This window comes from Xanthomonas sp. NCPPB 1826 (genome assembly GCF_056725285.1).
Window position 1 is genome coordinate 3,372,690 of the sequence record NZ_CM161521.1, and the last position, 20,368, is coordinate 3,393,057.

17 protein-coding genes and 1 other RNA gene are annotated in these 20,368 nt (G+C 66.9%); 4 read left to right on the top strand and 14 right to left on the bottom strand.

Translation table 11 applies throughout. The annotated features are described in order from the left end of the window. Window positions 1-241: 241 nt before the first annotated feature. From AC1PLA_RS14270 to AC1PLA_RS14290, 5 genes are all read right to left on the bottom strand, one after another. Window positions 242-1,225: an aldo/keto reductase gene (locus AC1PLA_RS14270; protein ID WP_481104800.1), complete on the bottom strand. Its 984-nt coding sequence runs from the start codon at window positions 1,223-1,225 to the stop codon at window positions 242-244. 237 nt (window positions 1,226-1,462) lie between these two features. Beyond that, the gene (locus AC1PLA_RS14275) at window positions 1,463-2,146 is read right to left on the bottom strand and encodes a TetR/AcrR family transcriptional regulator (RefSeq protein WP_481104801.1); all 684 of its coding nucleotides are present in this window, start codon (window positions 2,144-2,146) and stop codon (window positions 1,463-1,465) included. Next, window positions 2,139-3,635 carry an efflux transporter outer membrane subunit gene (locus AC1PLA_RS14280; protein WP_481104802.1) on the bottom strand — a complete coding sequence of 499 codons (1,497 nt, stop codon included), beginning with the start codon at window positions 3,633-3,635 and terminating at the stop codon, window positions 2,139-2,141. The genes AC1PLA_RS14275 and AC1PLA_RS14280 overlap by 8 nt, the downstream gene beginning before the upstream one ends. 1 nt (window position 3,636) lies before the next feature. Then, on the bottom strand, window positions 3,637-6,780 hold the full coding sequence (locus AC1PLA_RS14285) for an efflux RND transporter permease subunit (protein ID WP_481104803.1): 3,144 nt from the start codon (window positions 6,778-6,780) through the stop codon (window positions 3,637-3,639). Window positions 6,781-6,796: 16 nt separating this feature from the next. Beyond that, window positions 6,797-8,023: an efflux RND transporter periplasmic adaptor subunit gene (locus AC1PLA_RS14290; protein WP_481104804.1), complete on the bottom strand. Its 1,227-nt coding sequence runs from the start codon at window positions 8,021-8,023 to the stop codon at window positions 6,797-6,799. Between the two features lie 130 nt (window positions 8,024-8,153). On the opposite strand from AC1PLA_RS14290, the gene AC1PLA_RS14295 reads away from it, so the two are divergent. Beyond that, a complete protein-coding gene (locus tag AC1PLA_RS14295) occupies window positions 8,154-8,774 on the top strand; it encodes a TetR/AcrR family transcriptional regulator (protein WP_245102617.1) in 621 nt (206 codons plus the stop codon). A 355-nt stretch (window positions 8,775-9,129) separates the two neighbouring features. On the opposite strand, the gene AC1PLA_RS14300 is transcribed toward AC1PLA_RS14295, so the two are convergent. From AC1PLA_RS14300 to creD, 7 genes are all read right to left on the bottom strand, one after another. Beyond that, a complete protein-coding gene (locus AC1PLA_RS14300) occupies window positions 9,130-9,624 on the bottom strand; it encodes a transcriptional repressor (RefSeq protein WP_024939899.1) in 495 nt (164 codons plus the stop codon). 15 nt (window positions 9,625-9,639) lie between these two features. Beyond that, on the bottom strand, window positions 9,640-11,043 hold the full coding sequence (gene gltX, locus AC1PLA_RS14305) for a glutamate--tRNA ligase (protein ID WP_024939898.1): 1,404 nt from the start codon (window positions 11,041-11,043) through the stop codon (window positions 9,640-9,642). Window positions 11,044-11,110: 67 nt separating this feature from the next. After that, window positions 11,111-12,202, bottom strand: a complete 1,092-nt coding sequence (locus tag AC1PLA_RS14310; protein ID WP_481104805.1) for a DUF3616 domain-containing protein — start codon at window positions 12,200-12,202, stop codon at window positions 11,111-11,113. A 130-nt stretch (window positions 12,203-12,332) separates the two neighbouring features. Further along, the gene (locus AC1PLA_RS14315) at window positions 12,333-13,217 is read right to left on the bottom strand and encodes a carbon-nitrogen hydrolase family protein (protein ID WP_481104806.1); all 885 of its coding nucleotides are present in this window, start codon (window positions 13,215-13,217) and stop codon (window positions 12,333-12,335) included. Window positions 13,218-13,263: 46 nt separating this feature from the next. Further along, complete coding sequence (locus AC1PLA_RS14320; RefSeq protein WP_481106206.1) at window positions 13,264-13,914, bottom strand: GNAT family N-acetyltransferase; 651 nt, start codon at window positions 13,912-13,914, stop codon at window positions 13,264-13,266. Continuing rightward, complete coding sequence (locus tag AC1PLA_RS14325) at window positions 13,911-14,333, bottom strand: hypothetical protein (RefSeq protein ID WP_039522411.1); 423 nt, start codon at window positions 14,331-14,333, stop codon at window positions 13,911-13,913. The genes AC1PLA_RS14320 and AC1PLA_RS14325 overlap by 4 nt, the downstream gene beginning before the upstream one ends. A gap of 7 nt (window positions 14,334-14,340) precedes the next feature. Beyond that, window positions 14,341-15,660, bottom strand: coding sequence for a cell envelope integrity protein CreD (creD, locus tag AC1PLA_RS14330; protein ID WP_104559383.1), 1,320 nt, complete (start codon window positions 15,658-15,660; stop codon window positions 14,341-14,343). Window positions 15,661-16,093: 433 nt separating this feature from the next. On the opposite strand from creD, the gene AC1PLA_RS14335 reads away from it, so the two are divergent. Both AC1PLA_RS14335 and AC1PLA_RS14340 read left to right on the top strand, forming a co-directional pair. Next, on the top strand, window positions 16,094-16,906 hold the full coding sequence (locus AC1PLA_RS14335) for a C1 family peptidase (protein ID WP_481104807.1): 813 nt from the start codon (window positions 16,094-16,096) through the stop codon (window positions 16,904-16,906). 196 nt (window positions 16,907-17,102) lie between these two features. Beyond that, window positions 17,103-17,177, top strand: a non-coding RNA gene (locus AC1PLA_RS14340) — sX9 sRNA. 4 nt (window positions 17,178-17,181) lie between these two features. On the opposite strand, the gene creC is transcribed toward AC1PLA_RS14340, so the two are convergent. Together creC and creB are read right to left on the bottom strand one after the other, a co-directional pair. After that, entirely contained in the window at window positions 17,182-18,630 is a 1,449-nt protein-coding gene (gene creC / locus AC1PLA_RS14345) for a two-component system sensor histidine kinase CreC (protein ID WP_481104808.1), read from the bottom strand. A 48-nt stretch (window positions 18,631-18,678) separates the two neighbouring features. Next, window positions 18,679-19,383, bottom strand: a complete 705-nt coding sequence (creB, locus tag AC1PLA_RS14350) for a two-component system response regulator CreB (RefSeq protein ID WP_016902310.1) — start codon at window positions 19,381-19,383, stop codon at window positions 18,679-18,681. A gap of 34 nt (window positions 19,384-19,417) precedes the next feature. On the opposite strand from creB, the gene AC1PLA_RS14355 reads away from it, so the two are divergent. Next, window positions 19,418-20,326 carry a 23S rRNA (adenine(2030)-N(6))-methyltransferase RlmJ gene (locus AC1PLA_RS14355; protein WP_016902309.1) on the top strand — a complete coding sequence of 303 codons (909 nt, stop codon included), beginning with the start codon at window positions 19,418-19,420 and terminating at the stop codon, window positions 20,324-20,326. Window positions 20,327-20,368 lie beyond the last annotated feature (42 nt).

The window sequence follows — 20,368 nt, forward strand, 5'->3', positions numbered from 1 at the left end:
AGGAGCGTGCCTGCGCGCGACCAGGCCTTCTCGATAACGCCCCATCGCGCGCGGGCACGCTCCTACGACAGCGTCGGCTTGCGGCTGGTTGAAAGGGGTGATCGACGCATTGCGACACGATCCGGCGCGCTGATACCCGCTTGTAGGAGCGTGCCTGCGCGCGACGAGGCGTTATCGATAACGCCCATCGCGCGCGGGCACGCTCCTACGACAGCGTCGGTTGGGCTAGTTGATCGCTGGGTTATTTACCGACCAGCTTCTGTCGCTCCGGGCTGTAACGCTCGCCGACGATCGCTACCGCATCCAGCGCCTGCTGGATGCGCGCAAGATCCTTGTTGTTCAAGGTCAAGGCGGCGCCGCCCAGGTTTTCTTCCAGGCGATGCAGCTTGGTGGTGCCGGGAATCGGCACGATCCACGGCTTGCGCGACAGCAACCATGCCAGCGCGACCTGCGCAGGGGTGGCGCCCTTGTCGGCAGCGATGGCCTGGATGCGTTCGACCAGCGCCTGGTTGGCCTGACGCGCCTCGGCAGCGAAGCGCGGCACCTGATTACGGAAATCGTCGGCAGAAAATTGCGTGTCGGCCTGGATGGCGCCGGTCAAAAAGCCCTTGCCGAGCGGGCTGAACGGTACGAAGCCGATCCCGAGTGCTTCCAGCGTTGGCAAGACGCTGGTTTCCGGCTCGCGCCACCACAGCGAGTATTCGCTCTGCACCGCCGTCACCGGCTGCACCGCGTGCGCGCGCCGGATGGTATCGGCACCGGCTTCGGACAGGCCGAAGTGCTTGACCTTGCCTTCGGCGATCAAGTCCTTGACCGTGCCGGCCACCTCTTCGATCGGCACCGCCGGGTCCACGCGATGTTGATAGAACAGGTCGATGCGGTCGGTCTTCAGGCGCGTCAGGCTGGCCTCGGCCACCGCACGGATCCGCTCGGGACGACTGTCGAGCCCGGCGTCGGCATGTCCGTCCTTGAAGCCGAACTTGGTCGCAATCACCAGCTGGTCGCGGTGCGCCGCCAGCGCTTCGCCCAGCAATGCCTCGTTGGCGAACGGCCCGTAGGCCTCGGCCGTGTCGAAGAAGGTGACGCCGCGCTCCACTGCCGCATGCAGCAAGCCAACGGCCTCCTTGCGCGCGGTCGCCGGCCCGTAGCCATAGCTCAGGCCCATGCAGCCCAGGCCCAGCGCGGACACCTGCAGTCCGCTGTTTCCCAACTGTCGTGTTTGCATCGTGTGCTCCCGCGGCAACGGCCGCATCGAATGGGTCGGCCGCAGGCGGCAATACCGCTGCAGCACCGATACATCACGATAGACCTGTGGGGCAGGCGCATTGCACAGCAGGCGGCGCTAACGCTTATGAGCGAGCCTCATCAACGCGCGCAGCGCCTGCACTGCCGGGGTAACTCTGCGCACGCGAACGCCGACAACACGCCACCGACCATCCATCACGCTGCCCTGCCGCCGCCGCTAGAACCCGCTCGGCACCTCGCGCTTGCCTCCCGCTGTCACCACCGGCGGTTGCGGCCGATACGCGCGCAGGAACAGCGCCACCGCAATGGCGACATACCCGTGCTGCGTGGCGGCCGGTGCCTGCCACGTGTCGCCACGCAGTGCCGCATTGGCCGGCATCCCGGTCATCAATCCGAAGAAATGCACCGAGGCATCCGGCAGATTGTCGATGACCAGGCTGCCCTGCTCCACTTCGCGCGCCAACACCGCACGCATCGTGGTGTCGTAGCGTTCGAAGCCCAGCGTCCACATCTCCTCGCGTATCTGGCTGGGCAGTGCCGGCGGCCGCACCAGGCCGTAGGCGGCATCGCCCAGTGCATTGCTGGCCGCCATGCGCACGACCGCATCGGCGATGGCGAGCAGACGCACGGGCAACGGCCCGCGCATGTTCAACAATGCCTCCCAGGGATTGGGCGACTGGTGCGCCAGCGCCTCCAGGGTGGTGCGGACCAGCACCTCCTTGGACGCGAAGTGCGCATACACCGTGGCCTTGGACACCATTGCGCGCTCGGCGATGCTGTCCATGCTGGTCTTGTCGAAGCCCTGGCGTGGAAACAGCTCGGCTGCCGCGCGCAGGATCGCGCCACGCTTGTCGTGCGGTGCGCGCCTGGGCGCCGGGGCCTCGGCAGCGGCGTCATCCACGTGGCTGCCCCGTCGCGGTCGTGGCCACCGCCGGGTCGGCCGATTGCAGCCAACCGCCGCCCATCGCCTTGTAGAACGTCGCCAGATTGGTGAAGCGCGACAGCTGCGTGGTGATCAAGTTCTGCTGCGCGCTGTACAGCGCGCGCTGCGCATCCAGCGCCTGCAGGTAGCTGTCCACGCCGCGTTCGAAGCGCGCCTGCGAGAGCCGGTAGCTGTCGGCGGTGGCATCGACCAGGGCCTGTTGCGCCTGCAATTGCCGGCCCAGGGTCTCGCGTTGCGCGAGCGCATCGGAAACCTCGCGGAACGCGCTCTGGATCGCCTTTTCATACTGCGCCACTTCGATATCGCGGTTGGCCTTAGCCATGTCCAGGTTGGCGCGGTTACGCCCGGCGTTGAAGATCGGCAGCGTCAGCGTGGGCACGAAGCTCCAGGCGCGGGTGCCGGAATCGAACAGGTTGGACAGGCTGCTGCTGGACGAGCCGGTCGATGCGGTCAGGCTGATGCTGGGGAAGAACGCCGCGCGCGCCGCACCGATGTTGGCATTGGCCGCGCGCAGGTTGCGCTCGGCCTCCAGGATGTCCGGGCGGCGCTGCAGTAACTGCGACGGCAACCCGGCCGGCACGCTGGCCAGCACGTTGCCGTCCACGCTGGCGCCGTCGGGCAAGGCCTGCGGCAACAGCTCCGCCGGCACCTGCGTGCCGACCAGCAGCACCAATGCATTGCGGTCCTGCGCCACTTGCGCCGTGTAACGCTCCACATCCACGCGTGCGGTTTCCACCGTGGTCTGCGCCTGGCGCAAGCTGAGCTGCGAGGCCACACCCAGCTCGAAGCTGCGTTGCTGCAGGCGATAGCTGTCGCCCTGGCTGCTCAAGGTGGACTGCGCCAGCTGCAGCAACTGCTGATCGGCCGCCAGCGTTATATAGGCGGTGGCCACTTCGGCCACCAGGCTGATATGGGTGCTGCGGCGTGCCTCGGCGGTGGACAGGAACTGCTGCAGCGCCTGTTCCTTGAGGCTGCGCACCCGCCCAAACAGATCCAGCTCGTACGCACTGACGCCGATGTTGGCGCTGTAGGTCCGGAACACCTGCGGCTGGCCTGGAATGGCCAGCTCCGACGGCGTGCGCGCGTTGTTGGCGGTGCCGGTGCCCTGCACGGCAGGCAGCAGCGCAGCGCGCTCCACCCGGTACTGCGCACGTGCCACCTCGATGTTGAGCGCGGCCACGCGCAGGTCGCGATTGTTCTCCAATGCCAGCGCGATCACCTGCTGCAGCGCCGGGTCGGTGAATACCTGCCGCCAGCCGATGTTGGCGATATCGATCGCCTGCGCGGGGCTGGCCATATCGGTGGTAGTGGATGCCGTCGAGAGCTCGGTGCCGGCAAAGCGTTCGGGCACCGGTGCGTCGGGCCGTGCATAGCGCGGCATCAGCGTGCATCCAGACAGCACGCCGGCCACCGCGATCGCGGTCAATGTCATGCGGATCGGTGTCATCTCAGTGTCCTGCCGGTTGCGGTGCGGGCGAAGTGGGCTGTGTGCGGCGCTTGAATAAGCCGCTAATCAGCACGAAGAACAACGGCACGAAGAAGATCGCCAGGATCGTGCCGGACAACATGCCGCCGATCACCGCGGTGCCCAAGGCATGCTGCGCGCCGGCACCGGCACCACTGCCGAGCACCAGCGGCACCACGCCCAGGATGAAGGCCAGCGATGTCATCAGGATCGGCCGCAAGCGCATGCGCGCTGCCTCCAATGCGGACTCGATCAGGCTCTTGCCGCTTTCATGCAGTTCCTTGGCAAATTCCACGATCAGGATCGCGTTTTTCGATGCAAGACCAATCGTGGTGAGCAGGCCCACCTGGAAGTACACATCGTTCATTTTCCAGGTCAGCATTGCGCCCAGCAGCGTGCCGAACACGCCCAGCGGCACCACCAGGATCACCGAGAACGGAATCGCCCAACTTTCGTACAGCGCGGCCAGACACAGGAACACGATCAGGATCGACAACCCGTACAATAGGCCGGTCTGGCCGGTCGAGGATTTCTCCTGCCGCGACAGCCCGGTCCACTCGTAGCCGATACCCGGCGGCAACTTGGCCGCCGCCGCTTCGACGATCTGCATTGCCTCGCCGCTGGAGGCGGCACCCGGCATCGCCATGCCCAGGATCTCCACCGACGGCACGCTGTTGTAGCGCTCCAGACGCGGCGAGCCGGAACTCCAGCTGGCAGTGGCGAAGGCGTTGAACGGCACCATCGTGCCGGCGCTGTTGCGCACGAACCAGCGGTCGATGTCCTGCGGATTCATGCGGTACACCGCATCGGCCTGCAGCATCACCTTCTTGACGCGGCCCTTGTCGATGAAGTCGTTGACGTAGGTACTGCCCCAGGCGCTGGAGAAGGTGTTGTTGATATCGGCGATCGACACGCCCATGGACTGCGCCTTGTGCGAATCGATTTCCAGCTTGAACTCGGGCGTGTCCTCCTGCCCGTTCGGGCGCACCGCCACCAGCCGCTTGTCCTGCGACAGCTCGGCCAGCAGCTGGTTGCGTGCCTGCATCAAGGCCTCGTGGCCGAGGTTGGCGCGGTCCTGCAGCATCAGGTCGAAACCGGTCGCATTACCCAGCTCCGACACCGCCGGCGGTGCAAAGGCAAACACCTTGGCATCGCGGATGGTGCTGAAGAACGCACCGGCCTTGCCCGCCACGTCGGTGACGCTCTGGCCCTTGCCGGTGCGCTCGTCCCACGGGCGTAACTTGACGAAGGCAAAGCCCACGTTCTGGCCGGTACCGGCAAAGCTGAACCCGGAGACCGCAAAGATGCCGGCAACCGAGTCCTTCTGATCGACCAGGAAGTGATGCTCCACCTGCTTGAGCACCTCGCCGGTGCGCGCATCGGTGGCACCGGGCGGCAACTGCACCAGCACGAACAGCGTGCCCTGGTCCTCGTCCGGCAGGAAGCCCACCGGCAGCTTCATGAAGCCGAACACCACCAACGCCAGCAACACCGCGTAGGCCAGCATGTAGCGCCAGCCCTTGCCCAGCATGTGCCGCACCACGCCCTGATAGCCGCTGTTGCCGCGATCGAACACGCGGTTGAACCAGCCGAAGAACCCGGTGGTCGCCAGACCATGGCCCTTCTCCACCGGCTTGAGCAAGGTGGCGCACAGGGCCGGGGTCAGGATCATCGCCACCAGCACCGACAAGGTCATGGCCGAGACGATCGTGATCGAGAACTGCCGGTAGATCACACCGGTGGAACCGCCGAAGAACGCCATCGGCACGAACACCGCGGCCAGCACCAGGGCCACGCCGACCAGCGCGCCGGAGATCTGGTCCATCGACTTGCGCGTGGCGTCCTTGGGCGACAGCTGCTCCTCGCCCATCACGCGTTCGACGTTTTCCACCACCACGATGGCATCGTCCACCAGCAGGCCGATCGCCAGCACCATCGCGAACATGGTCAGCGTGTTGATGGTGAAACCGAACGCCGCCAGCACGCCGAAGGTGCCCAGCAACACCACCGGCACCGCGATGGTCGGGATCAAGGTCGCGCGGAAATTCTGCAGGAACAGGTACATCACCAGAAACACCAGCACCACCGCTTCGATCAGCGTATGCACCACCTGCTCGATGGAGATGCGCACGAACGGCGTGGTGTCGTACGGCTTTTGCACCTTCATGCCGGGCGGGAAGAATTTCTCCTGCTCCTCCAGGCTCTTGTCGATCGCGCGCACCGTATCCAGCGCATTGGCGCCGGTGGCCAGCTTGATCGCCAGACCGGCGGCCGGCTTGCCGTTATAGCGGCCCACCGTGTTGTAGCTCTCGCTGCCCAGTTCGATGCGTGCCACATCGCGCAGGCGCACTTGGGAGCCATCGGACTGCGTGCGCAGCAAAATGTTCTCGAATTCCTCGGCGGTCTTCAGCCGGGTCTGCGCGGTGATGGTGGCATTGAGTTGCTGGTTGGGCACCGCCGGCAACGCGCCGAGCTGGCCGGCGGAAACCTGCGCGTTCTGCGCCTGGATCGCGGTGCGCACATCCACCGGGGTCAGGCTGAAGTTGTTCAACTTGTTCGGGTCCATCCATACCCGCATCGCGTACTGCGAGCCGAACAAGGTGGTGTCGCCCACGCCTTCGACGCGGCTGATGGTTTCCTGCACGTTGGCAGCCACGTAATCGGACAGGTCCGAATCGCTCATGCTGCCGTCCTCGGAAGTAAAGGCCAGCACGTTGAGGAAGTTGGTGGCCGACTTGGTCACCGTCACGCCCTGCTGCTGCACTTCCTGCGGCAACAACGGCGTGGCCAGCGACAACTTGTTCTGCACCTGCACCTGCGCGGTGTCCGGATCGGTGCCGTTGTCGAAGGTCAGCGTGATGGTCACCGCACCGCTGGATTCGCTGGTGGAGGCCATGTAGCTGAGGTGGTCCAGCCCCTTCATCTTCTGCTCGATGACCTGGGTGACGGTGTCTTCCAGGGTCTGCGCCGAGGCGCCCGGATAGTTGGCGGTGATGGCGACGGCCGGCGGCGCGATGCTGGGGTATTGCGCAATCGGCAAGGTGGCGATGGACAGGATGCCGGCCAGCATCACGATGATGGCCAACACCCAGGCGAAGATCGGACGATCGATAAAGAAGCGTGCCATGACGTGTGATCCCGCCTCAGTTGGCCGCACGCGGTGCGGTCGGGGCGGAAGGAGTGCCGGCGGCTGCATTGCCGGCACCGGCAGCCGGCCCGCCCTTGGGCTGCCACGGCACGGTCTTGACCTCGATGCCGTCGCGGGCGCGCGAGACGCCTTCGACCACCAGTTGCTCGCCGGCCTTCAGGCCGCTGCGCACCAGCCACTGGTCGCCGACTTCGCGGTCGGTTTCCAGCACGCGCAGGTGCAGCTTGTGATCGGCGCCGACCACGAACGCGGTCGGCTTGCCGGCGCCATTGCGCGAGACCGCCTGCTGCGGCACCAGCACGCCCTGCTCCTTGATGCCTTCCTGCAGCACCGCGCGCACATACATGCCCGGCAACAACTCGGCGTTCGGGTTCGGGAACACCGCGCGCAAGGTGATCGAGCCGGTGTTCTGGTCGACAGTGACATCGGAGAACGCCAGGTGGCCCTGCAGCGGATAGGCGCTGCCGTCTTCCAGCAGCAGCGACACCTTGGCCGCGTCGTCGCCGGCCTTTTCCAGCTCGCCGCGCGCCATCGCCTGCTTGAGGCGGAGCAAGGCCGCGCTGGGCTGGGTGACGTCGATATAGATTGGGTCCAGTTGCTGGATGGTGGTCAGTGCGGTGGCCTGGTTGGCGGTCACCAGGGCACCCGGGGTGACGCTGGAGCGGCCGATACGGCCGGAGATCGGCGCGTCCAGGCGCGCGAAGGCCAGGTTGATGCGCGCGGTTTCCACGCTGGCCTTGCCGGCGGCCACGTCGGCCTCGGCCTGGCCCAGCGCGGCGGCGGTGTCGTCGCCGTCCTGCTGGCTGATCGCCTTGATCTGCACCAGTTCGGTGTAGCGCTCGGCCTTGAGCCTGGCGGTGCGCAGGTTGGCCTGCGCCTTGGCCAGGGTGGCCTGGGCGCTGGCATAGCTGGCGCGGTAGGTCGCCGGATCGATCTGGTAGAGCGTCTGCCCGGCCTTGACGTCGCCGCCCTCGGTGAACTGGCGCGACTGCACGATGCCGCCCACCTGCGGGCGAACTTCGGCGATCAGGTAGGGAACCGTGCGTCCGGGCAGCTCGGTGGTCAGGGTCACCGGCTGCGGCTTGACGGTCAGTACGCCCATTTCGGGCATGCCCTCCTCCGGCGGTGGGCCGCCCGGCGGGCTGCCGCAGGCACTGAGCAGGACGGTGGCAGCAACGGCAGCAGCGAGCAGGGGCAGGCGAAACGAAGCATGAGGACGCACGAGGAGGTCTCCGACGGGACGCAGAATGGTTAAATATAAACGGTACGGTTCGGTATCCTAATAAGCGCATCCGTGGCCGTCAAGCATTCCTGCCCAGTCGGTATACTTAAGTACCCAATGGAGTCAGTTGATGCGGGTCAGAACCGAAGAAAAACGCGACGCCATCGTGCAGGCGGCCAGCGAGGTGTTCCTCGAACTGGGCTTCGAAGGTGCCTCGATGTCGCAGATCGCCGCCCGCGTCGGCGGCTCCAAACGCACGCTCTACGGCTATTTCCCGTCCAAGGAGGAGTTGTTCGTGGCGTTTGCCAAGGACATGTCCGACCGCTACATCGATCCGCTGCTGGACGCGCTTTCGCAAAGCAGCGGCCCGGTCGCCGAGACGCTGCAGCGCTTCGGCGAGGACATCCTCGGCTTCCTGTGCCAACCCAGCTCGATCACCATCTGGCAGACCATCATCGGTGTATCGGGGCGGTCGGACGTGGGCGCGCTGTTCTTCAATGCAGGCCCCGAAGAAGGCATGCAACGCATGGCCGACTATCTGCAGACGCAGATGGATCGCGGCGTGATCCGCTGCGCCGACGTCCTGATCGCGTCGAGGCAGTTCGGCGGGTTGCTGGAGGCGGAAACCCTGATGCCCTGCCTGTTCGGCGCGCTGAAGGATCCCTCGCCCGAGTATCTGCGCGAGGCGACGCAGCGCGCGGTCGCCCTGTTTCTGGCGGGCTATGGATGCAAGACCGACGCCGCGGCGTGATGCGTGGTGGTGTCTGATAGCTTGGGTAAGAGTCGCTGGCGACCCCACTGATGCGCATGCATGGCACTCGTGCATGCGCGTACTGCTCGAAGCTTGGTTGGTGTGACAACAACAGCGCATTTGTCTGCAGCAGATGGCTGCGTCTGCGCACTGCCGGCAACTTATAGAGCGGCTAACAAAACTACGTCACGCCAGCTGATCTGCTGCCTGGCTGCAGGGCCCTTGCCCGCCTAAAGTCGCGGGACACGCTGCAAGTACGTCCCTGCAAGCTCTTGCACGGCATCCATACCGCGTAGGTGCGGCGACGGCTTGTTAGCCGCTCCAAGTGAACCGCCCCGCGTTTGCCTGGCGATGCTTACTCGGCCACCGCGCACTTGGCGCACAGGCCGTGCACTTCCAGGGTCTGCGCCTGCGGCTGGAAGCCCAGCGCCTTGGCGCGCGCTTCCAGTTGCGCCACCACCTCGCGGTCTTCCAGTTCCACCGCGCTGTGGCAGCGGTCGCAGATCAAGAACGGCACCGAGTGCTGGGCGCTATTGGGGTGGTGGCAGGCGACGAAGGCGTTGACCGACTCAAGCTTGTGCACGAAGCCATTGGCCATCAGGAAATCCAGTGCGCGGTACACCGTGGGCGGGGCGTCGGCACCAACGCCCTTTCCTTCGCGCACCCAGTCCAGCAGTTCATAGGCCTTGACCGGCTTGCCGGCGTCGGCGATCAGCCGCAGCACATTGGCGCGGATCGGCGTCAGCCGCAGGCCGCGCTCGCTGCAGGCGCGCTCCACCGCGCGCACGAAGCCGTTGGCGTCGTCGACATGGTGATGCGGTGCAGTGCAGGCGTGTTCGTTGGTTTTCATCACAGGCTCCGGCGGTCAGCCCGCCCCTATCTTGATGAGTGCCGCATCGATGCGTTTCAAGGCGCCCTCGCGTCCGGCCAGGTACACCGTTTGCGAAATGTCCGGGCTGACCTGGGTGCCGGTGATGGCCACCCGCAGCGGCTGGGCCACCTTGCCCATGCCCAGCTCCAGCGCGGCGGCCGCGTCGTGCAGCGCGGCCGAGACGGTCTCCACGCTCCACTCGCTCTGCGCCGCCAGCAGTTCGCGCGCCTTGCCCAGCGGCACTTCTGCGCCCAGCTTGAGGTGCTTCATCACCGCCGCCTCGTCGTAGGTTTCCAGCGGCTGGTACCAGACCACGGCTTTTTCGGCCATTTCCTTCAAGGTCTGCACGCGTTCGCGCAGCGCCACCACCACATCGGCGGCGGCCGGGCCGGCGGCGACATCGATGCCCAGCCTGGCGAGCTGGTATTCCAGCTGCGGGGCAATGCTGGCCGGGTCGTCGGTCTTCAGGTAATGCTGGTTGACCCAGCCCAGCTTGGCCATGTCCAGCCGCGCGGCCTTGGAATTGACGTCCTTGACGTCGAACAGGTCGAGCAGTTCCTGCCGACTGAACAACTCCTGGTCGCCGTGCGACCAGCCCAGACGGGCCAGGTAGTTGATCAGCGCGTGCGGCAGATAGCCGGCGTCCTTGTACTGCATCACGTCGGCCGCGCCGGTGCGCTTGGACAGCTTGGCGCCCTGCTCGTCCAGGATCATCGGCATGTGCGCGAACTTCGGCACCGGCGCCCCCAGCGCCTCATAGATGTTGATCTGGCGCGGCGTGTTGTTGATGTGGTCGTCGCCGCGGATCACCTCGGTGATGCCCATGTCCCAGTCGTCCACCACCACCGCGAAGTTGTAGGTGGGGAAGCCGTCCGGGCGGAAGATCACCATGTCGTCGAGCTCGCTGTTGGCGATCTCGATGACGCCCTTGATCAGGTCGTCGAACACCACCGTGCCGCCGACCGGATTCTTGAAGCGGATGACCCGGTTGGGGTCGTCGCGGTACGGCAGGTTCTGCTCGCGGGCGGCGCCGTTGTAGCGCGGCTTTTCCTGCCTGGCCATCGCAGCCTCGCGCATGGCGTCGAGTTCTTCGCGGGTTTCGTAGGCGTAATAGGCCTTGCCCTGGGCCAGCAGCTGCTCGGCGACCTCCTGGTAGCGGGCGACGCGCTGGGTCTGGTAGATCGGGCCTTCGTCGTAACCCAGGCCCAGCCATTCCATCGCCTCCAGGATGGCGTCGATCGCGGCCTGGGTGCTGCGCTCACGGTCGGTGTCTTCGATGCGCAGCACGAACTGCCCGCCGCGGCGGCGCGCCTCCAGCCAGCAATACAGGGCGGTGCGGGCGCCGCCGATGTGCAGGTAACCGGTGGGGCTGGGGGCAAAACGGGTGCGGCAGGTCATGGAGCGCTCGGCAAAACGGGAGTCGGCCGATTTTACCTTGACCAGCGCAGACCTGCCCGCGCGCGGCTCAGCGGTTGCGTAACAGGTCGCCGTAGACCACGTCATCGCCGCCGCTGCGCGCCGGGCCGGGCGCGTCGTAGAGCACCAGCCAGCTGGGCGTGTCGCCGGCCAGGTGGCTGGGAAGATTGCAGATCGCCTCGGCGCGGTCGCTGTCGGTGCCGTGCGGCAACACCGCCGATTCCAGCAGCTCGTGCTGAAAGCGCACCGGCGCCTGGTTGGCGGCCAGCACCGCACGCGCGCCCGGCCATTTGAACAGGCGGATTTCGCCGTTCAGCACCATGGTCGGGCCGGCCAGCAGGTACAGGTCGTCGCCGGAATAATGCAGGTCGCGGATGCCCAGCCCGCCCAATTGCAGGAAGTGCTTGCGCAGCAGCGTGCCGTCCTCGTCCAGCGGCGCCAGGCGCAGGTGGTCGCCATGCGCCTGCACCCGGATCTCCAGCAGCGCCGACCAGCCGCGCAGCACCGGGCCACGCAGGCCCAGCAGCAGGCGCTCGCCGTCCACCACGATGCCTTCGATATCGAAGCCGTTGTCCTTGCCCGGGATCTTCAGGAACGGGCCGAAGTGCGGGTCCTCGGCCAGCAGCTCGGTGAGCTGGTTGTGCTTCGCGTCACCCTTGAGCCTTAGCGCACGACGGCCGTCAGCGGCTTCGCGCACCAGGCGCGGGGTGCCGTCGGCATCGCGCTCGATCGGCAGGCAGGCCAGCAGGCGGCGGTTGGCGTCGAGCTTGAGCTTGGTCAGGCGTTTGGCGTTTTCGGCATCGTCGCGACTGCGCTTGGCGTTCTTGCGCTTGAGCCCATGCGAGCCGATCACCCAAAGCAATCCCTCCGACAGCGCCATGCCTTCCAGATCCGCCTCCTCGGCCGCCTCGCCGGGCAGATCCAGCAACTCGGCCAGCGCAAAGCTCTGCCCCTGGCCGAAGCGCAGCGTCTCGCGCTGCACGGGGTCGAGCCTGCGCAGGCGATCCACCGCGCAGGCCTCGTCGCCGGCCACCCACAGCCAGTCGTCGGTGAAGGCCGCACCGGACAGATTGCTGTGCACCAGCGCGCCAGGCGCGAACTCGAGACGGACGCTGTGCGGAATCAGGGTTTTCTTGGCCATGGGAACCTGGTGGATGGTGCTAGGAATGAGAGTGATGGCCGGCGCGGAACGGTCGGCACGCGCGGCGCGATTGGTCGCAGGCACCGACTGCGCTCGCCTGATGCTGCGCGCAGTGGCTGGCCGCGCTCTATCAGTCGAACGTGGCCAGCCTGGCACGTGCAACGTGAGCGCCCAATTGACCGACCCAATCGCGATCGTTGGCGACCTGCGCCTGCGCGCGGCTGGCCTCGAAGGCGGCAAAATCCAGCTCCGCATACGCCCACACGGCAGTGCCCTGGGTCTGCGCCAGCACGCCATCGGCCGGGAAGCCGACATCCATCGGCGCGAACACCGCCGCTTCGCCGGTATTGACGTCCAGCGCCGGGCTCCACGGCGCTTGCCCGGCCGTGACCGATTGCGCGACGAACACGCGGTTTTCCAGCGCGCGCGCCAGGCAGCCGACACGTACCCGCATCGCCCCGGCGGCGGTGTCGGTGCAACTGGGCACGATCAACAGCTGCGCGCCGGCCTCGTACTGCGCGCGCACCGGCAGCGGGAACTCGCTGTCGTAGCAGATCGCGATCGCCGCACGCACGCCATCCAGGTCGAACACCTTCAGCGCGTCGCCCGGCTCGATCAGCCCGGTGGCCTTTTCGAAGCCGGTCAGCTGCAGCTTGTCCTGCCAGCCGTGCCGGCCATCGGGGGTGAACCAGTCGCTGCGGTTGCGGTAACGGCCCTGGCCCAGGTCCAGCAGAAAGCTGCCGGCCACCAGATGCAGCTGATGCTGGCGCGCCAGGCCGGCAAACAGCTCCAGCCACGGCGCACGCAGCGCCTGGATCGCCGCCAGCGACTCCGGCAAGCCGGCAGAAATCTGCGTACCGAAGGTCGCGCCCAGCTCCAGCGACAGATACTCCGGCAGCACCAGCAGGCGTGCGCCGGCGGCGGCAGCCTCGCCCACCAGCGCCGACTGGCGTGCGGCGAACGCGGCAAAGTCGGCAGGTTTGCCGATCGGGTATTTGGCGACGGCAATTTTCATCTGCTGGCCTGGTTGCGATTGATCGATGGCGTAAGAAGTGACTCGGTCACGGCGGCAGTGGCCGCGTCCATACCCGCAGACTGTGGTCGATCTCGCCGTGTTGCAACTCCGCCCACGCCAATTGCACGCGCATGTCCGCTTGAGGTGCATAGCCACGTTTGCGCCAGAACACATCGTTGGGTCGATGGTCGGCCGGCTTGCGCGGATCGTTTTCTGCGCGTTCCACCGAGCAGAACGCAGTGAGCGCGAAGCGGCCCAGTGCACGCGCATGCGCCTCGCGCCGGTCAAAAAATGCGTGGCCGATTCCCTGCCCGCGATAGTCCGGCAGCAGCACCGATTCGCCGAAATAGAACACGCTGGCCGGGTCGATGCCGGCGGCACGGAACGGCGCATGGAAGGCTTCGCTGTCGTCGAGCAGCGGCAGCCCGGTGGAGGCGCCGATCACCGCATCGCCATCGCGTGCCAGCACGAACACGCTGTCCGGCGAGGCCGCGTAGGCGGCCAGATAGCCGCGCTCGTAATCGGCGTCGCCGTCGTACAGGTACGGCCAGGCGCGGAACACCGCGATGCGCAGTTGCGCCACCGCAGCCAGATGCGGCAGCACCTGCGTGCCGCGCACCGTTTCAACGATCAGGGAGGAGCCGCTCATGCCGGCCATGGTAAGCCAGCTTGGCGCAGCTGCGCCGCCGTACATCAGCGCAGCCAGCCGCCATTGCCCGGAGCCGCCGCAGCCGGCTGCTGCCACAGCAACCACACCGCCGCCTCCTCGCTGGCCAGCAGCACACCGAGCAGCGCATCGGTGCTGCGCGCCCAGTAGCTGCCGTTGCTCAACCGCTGCCACGGCCCGTAGCGGCGCGGACGCGCGTTGTCTGCCGCCGCGTCCTGCCGCTGCGCCGCCTGCAGGAACCCGCTACCACCCAGGCGCAACGCCTGTGCGGTGCCTGCATGCAGGCGCAGGCCGATCACGCCGCGGCGTCCGTCGCGGCGCAGGGGCAAGGCCGACAACGGCGAAGCTTCCCAATACTGCGGCAACGCTGCGGGAAGCAGCGCCACCGTGTCGATCCCGGCGGGCAGCAAACGCTGCGCCCGCCGGTGCAACTGTGCGTGAGCGCGCATGCCGGCCTCAGCGCAGGCTGTTGCCAAGCTCGTACCAGTCGAGCTTGCGGGTCACCCACATGATGCTGGCCAGGATGCCGAACAGCAGCAGCGATCCCATCAGCAGCGAGTTGTCTTCGGAGATCAACAGGCTGTAGAGCACCCCGTACAACGCCGTGAGCATCGCCGAGAACCCCGCTGCACGCGCCCAGCTGCGCAACACTCCGGACAGATAGAAGAACTGCAGGCCGATACACGCCGCAGCCGAGACCAGATACGCCTGCCAGAACGCGATGTGCTCGGACAGGCTCAGCAGCAGCAGGAAGAAGATCGCCAGCGCCAGACCCACCAGCAGGTATTGCAGCGGATGGATCGGCAGACGCTTGATCAACTCGAACAACACGAACGCCACGAAGGTCAGCACCACGAACAGGATGCCGTACTTGCTGGCGCGGTCGGCCTGGGTATACACGTCGACCGGATCGACCAGCCGCACCTCCAGCGTATCCAGCGACGACTGGCTGGACTGCAACTGGGTCTGTGCACCGGTGGCCAGCGACGACAACGACCAGCTCGCATCGAAACCGCGCGCACCGATCGTCGGCGCATTCGGCAGGAAGCGCCCGCCGAACAGCGGATGCGGCCAGGCCGAGCGCAGCGCGATGTCGTTGTTGTCGGCAATCGGTGCGATCGCCAGGCTGCGGGTGCCATCCAGCACGAACGACATCTCCACCAGGTTGCCATCGCCCAGCGTGCCGGTCAGCGCATCGCCCAGCGGCTGCAGATCGGCATGGATACCGGCCGAGCGCCCCACCAGGCCACCGGCCCCGCTCTCCAGCGGCAAGCTGCGGCCGTCCACCCGCAGGCTCGGCGTGCCGACCAGGCCGCGCACATCGGAAATGCCCACCGCCAGATGCGGCCGGCCATAGCGGCGACCGGCCACGGCCGGATACTCGAACGGGTCGAACTCGGCCTTGAGCCTGGCCTTCCACGAATACACCTGCACGCGGAACAGGCCGATCTTGCGCTCGGACGGGGTCAGCTCGCCGCTCAGGGCGAGCGTGCGCGGGGTCTGCAGCAACTGGCCGTCGCGCTTGCGCCAGACCTTGCGCGGGTTGCCCTGCTCGTCCGGCTCGGTGACCTGCACGTCCTCGGTAAACGGCAGCACCCGCACCGGCGCGATGAACTGCTGCTCGCCGGCCTTGCTCTGCGCCACCCGCTCCACCGCCTCGTCGCGGTAACGCGCACGGTCCTGCACCGTGCCGCGGATCAACAGCAATGGGATCAGCAACAACAGGATCAGTCCGCCAATGGTGGCGAAGCGCAACAACAGTTTCAGGGATTTCATCGACCTTCCTCAGTCTGGGAGGTCGCCAGGGTGCGTTGCGCCGGTGTCGCAGGTTTGAGGCGAATTTGAAGCGAATGTGAAGTGGGCGATCGGCAGGCTCGGCGACCGGCACTGTGATCCCGTTAGGAAATGCAGGTTTTGCCCATCAAAAATGCAACAGAGGCCCAGGACATGCTTCCGTTGCATCGCCAGGGTTTCGCATCACCGCCGCGCGCTTCGCCGCCAGGCGCAAGGATGCGAGTGCAGTTGCGCATCACGGGGCCATTGCTTTTCTCGAGTCTGCGTTGATCACGGCGTTGCAGTTCCGTGGTTCCGCGGCATCCGCATTCAACGTTACGCGCCGCAGCGGCGGTGTCGCACACGCATGCCCGCCTGCCGGCCATGGTTCCTGAAACGCGCACGACTGCCTCTCTCTCGCCTGGAGTTTGCCTTCATGACCAAGCAACGTTCGCTCACGCTCTGCCTGCTCGCTGCCCTGAGCCTGTCCTCCGCCGCCGCACAGGCGGCAATGCACGGGATGGGCCTGAAACCCTCGTCATTGATGCAGCCGGTCACTCCGTTGTTCGGCATTGCCAGCGCCGACAAACCCCTGCCCGCCACGGTGGACCTGACTGCCTGGGCAATTACCCCGGGCGACCAGGGCCAGGTGGGGTCATGTGCGTCATGGGCAAACGCCCACACCCTGACCGGTTGGTATGCCAACGCCAACAAGCAGGCACAAACCCGCTTCGCCCCGATGTATCTCTACAGCCAGGTCAACGGTGGCGTCGATGAGGGCTCCACGCTGGAAGCGCCGCTGGACGTCGCGCTGGCCCAAGGCATCGACACCGAGCAGCATTATTCGTGGGGCAACTACAACTGGAAGAACCCACCCACTGCGGCCGACCGCGCCAACGCCGCCAAGAACCCCACGCCATACCGCAAGTACACCGTGCTGTATTCGGGCGACGGCAATGGCGGGCGGGCCCTGATCGAACAGATCAAACTCGCGCTGGCCTCGTCCACGCCGGTGGCGATCGGCTTCTATGTCAGGCAGGGGTTCGAAGACCTCACGCCAAAAAACCAGGTCGACTACGACACCAAGACGCCGATCCTGGGCGGGCATGCGGTGATCGCGCTGGGCTACGACAGCGAAGGGCTGCTCGTCGAAAACAGCTGGGGCACCGAGTGGGGCAACAAGGGCTTTGGCAAGCTGTCCTGGTCGGTGGTCGCCAAGGACGTCATCGGGGCCGACGTGGTGCACTGACACACAGCGGCTGCGCACAGCGATGCGCGGCTGACACGGATGCGGCATGTGCCTGGCGCATGCCGCTTGCGTGCCACCGCGATACCGCCACCGTCGGCAGCCGGCCTGTGCACAGACGGCATGCAATGCGGTTCAGAGCCGCCAACAAACCTGCTGCGTAGCCGCCAGGTGGGCGCGGCCGATGCGCGGAATCGGCAGGTACCACCCGTACACTCTGGTGCTGCGCGCCATCCGCACCCACCTGACGACTGCGCGCTACGGTTTGCTAGCCGCGCTTAGCCGATGGGCAGGCGCAGGGTGGCGATCGCACCGCCGCCCTCGCGGTTGCCCAGCGTCGCCTCGCCGCCATGCAGGCGCGCGACTTCGCGTACGAACGGCAGGCCGAGGCCGGAGCTACGTTGCCCGGTCTGCGGGCGGGCCAGCGAATAGAAACGTTCGAACACCCGTTCCAGTGCGTAGTCCGGCACGCCGCTGCCGCGATCTTCTACCACCAGCTGCAGCTGTTCCTTCAGCACCTGCGCACGCAGCTGGATGGTGCTGCCCTGCGATGAAAACGCGATGGCATTTTCCAGCAGGTTGATCAGCGCCTGGCGCAGCAGGAATTCATCGCCCAGCACGTACTGCCCGCGCGCCGTGTCGGAGGCGGCATCGCGTTCCAGCAGCACGCCGGCCGCTGCCGCGCGCGGCAGCACGGCATCCACGGCCGCCTGCAGCAGGCCAGCCACCGCGATGCGCTCGCGCGTCTGCAGCCAGCCGTGCTGCTCCACCTCGGCCAGCGCCAGCAGCTTGTCGATGGTTTCGGTCAGGCGCAGCTCCTGCGCGCGGATGCTGGCGACAAAGTGCTGGCGATCGGCTTCCGGCAGTGGCTCGCTCAACAGTTCGGACGCACCCCGGATTGCCGCCAGCGGGCTCTTCATCTCGTGCGTCAGCGACTGTACGTACTGCTCCACGTAGGCCTTGCCTTCCAGCTTGCGCCGCATGCTTTCCAGCGCCTGGCCCAGGTCGCCGATTTCATCGCCGCGCGGTTCCGGCGGCGGCACCGGCACGCCGGCGCTTACCGCCTGCGCGTAGCGATTGAGCCGGCCGATGCCTCGCATCAGCCACCAGGTCATCCAGATGCCGATCAGCGCGGAAATGCCGATCAGCCAGGCACCGCGTTGCAGGATGTTGCGCTGGCTGGCCTCGATGAACGGGTCGATGCTGCGATTGGGCTGCGCCAGCGTCAGCACGCCGATCAACTTGGCCGGGTCATTCGGCGCGTAGATCGGTGCGGCCACATGCATCACCGTGGCGGTCGGGTCGCCATCGACCTCGGGGCTGGAACGCGCGCCGTATTCGCCGCGCAAGGTGCGATAGACATCGTTCCAGCGCGAGTTGTCGCGGCCCACATCGCGGCCCAGCGAGTCGAACACCACCACGCCGCGCGCGTTGGTGACGGTGACGCGGTAGGCCACATTGTTCTTGCGGAATCGCCACACCCAGGCCTTGGGGTCGCGCCGCTGCGCCTGCGCCACGTTGCGCGCAAAGCTGCCGCTGGCGATGGTGCCGGCAGCCAGCTCGCCGCTGGCCATTTCCGCCAATACGTTGGCCGCGTCCACCAGCGTGGATTCCATCGCCTGGCGCACGCCCGGCTTGACCTCGTTGACGAACACCCGCATCACGAAGAACGCGGCCAGCCCGACGATCAGGAAGAAGCCTAGGAACAGCTTGAGACCGAGCCGCATCTCAGGCCCCGGCCCGAAGAACAACGCGATGCCTGCGCGCGGCCATGGTTACAGCTCCAGCGCGTAGCCGAGGCCACGGTGGGTGCGGATCGGGTCGGCCGGCACGCCGGCCTGGCGCAGCTTGCCGCGCAGCGTCTTGATATGGGTGTCCACGGTGCGGTCGGCACTGTCGGCACTGGCGTCCCAGCCGCGGTCCATCAGCTGCGCGCGGCTCAGGATCGCGCCGGGGCGCTGCAATAGCGCCGACAGCAGCGCGTACTCGTAGCGGGTCAGCGGCAGCAGCGCATCGCCGTAGCGGATGCGGCTGCCCTCGCGATCGATCGCAAACGCGCCATGCGGCTGCCAGCCCGGCTCCGCCACGGCGGCCGCATGGCGACGACGCAGCCGCGCGCGCACCCGCGCCACCAGCTCGCGCGGGGAGAACGGCTTGGCCATGTAGTCGTCGGCGCCCAGTTCGAAGCCGAGCACACGGTCGATCTCGTCGTTGCGCGCGGTCAGGAAGATCACCGGCACGTCGCTGAACCCGCGCAGCGTGCGGCACACCTCGAAGCCGTTGATATCCGGCAGGCCCACGTCCAGCACCACCACATCGGCCGGGTCGGCACGCAGGCGTGCCAATGCGTCACGGCCCAGCAGGCAGTGTTCGGGCGCATAGCCTTCGCTGCGCAGCGCGTACAGCACGGTATCGGCAATGGCGGCTTCGTCTTCGACGACGAGCACGCGGGCGGGGGACTCGGACATGGCGCGCAGCATAGCCGCATGCTGGCGCGGCCCGTACACTGCCGCGATGAACTATCGCCACGCCTTCCATGCCGGCAACCATGCCGACGTGCTCAAGCACATCGCCTTGCTGGCGCTGATCGACACCCTCAAGCGCAAGGACACGCCGTTCTTCGTGCTCGACACCCATGCCGGACGCGGGCGTTACCAGCTCGGCGGCGAGGAAAGCCGCAAGACCAACGAGGCCGATGCCGGGGTGATGCGGCTGATGGCCGAATCGACCCTGCCCGAGGTGGTCGAGCGCTATCTGCGCGCGGTGCAGGCCGACAACCACACCGTCGCCCGCCCGGCCACGCCCGGCCAGAAGCCGGCGCGCCCCACCGCCGGCATCCAGATCAACCATTACCCCGGCTCGCCGTTGCTGGCGGCGCAGGCGCTGCGCGAACAGGACCGCATGGCGTTCTGCGAGTTGCAGCCGGAAGAGGCCGAGGCGCTCAAGCGCCTGTTCGCCAGGGACAGCCGCGTGCGCGTGCATGCCGGCGATGGCTACGAGGCGATTCGCGCATTCGTGCCGCCACGTGCGGGCGAGACCAAGATCGGCCGCGGGCTGGTGCTGATCGACCCGCCGTACGAGGCGCAGGAAGCCGAGTACCCGCAGGTCATCCACAGCGTGCGCGAGACGCTGGCGCGCTGGCCGCAGGCGATCTGCATGGTGTGGTACCCGATCAAGCTGCGCCGCAGCCTGCAGCCGTTCATGCGCAAGGCCGCCACGCTGCCGGCCAAGTCGGTGCTGGTGGCCGAGCTGCAGGTGCGCCCGGACGACTCGCCGCTGCGCCTGACCGGCAGCGGGCTGCTGATCGTCAATGCGCCGTGGCAGTTCGACCAGGTGCTGGCGCCCGCGCTGCCGGTGCTGAAGCAGCATCTAGGCGAAGCAGGTGCATCGACCCGGCTGGAGTGGCTGCGCCAGGACGCCTGAGTCGGCGATGCCAGCGCCTGCTCGTACTGGCGAACGCGGCTG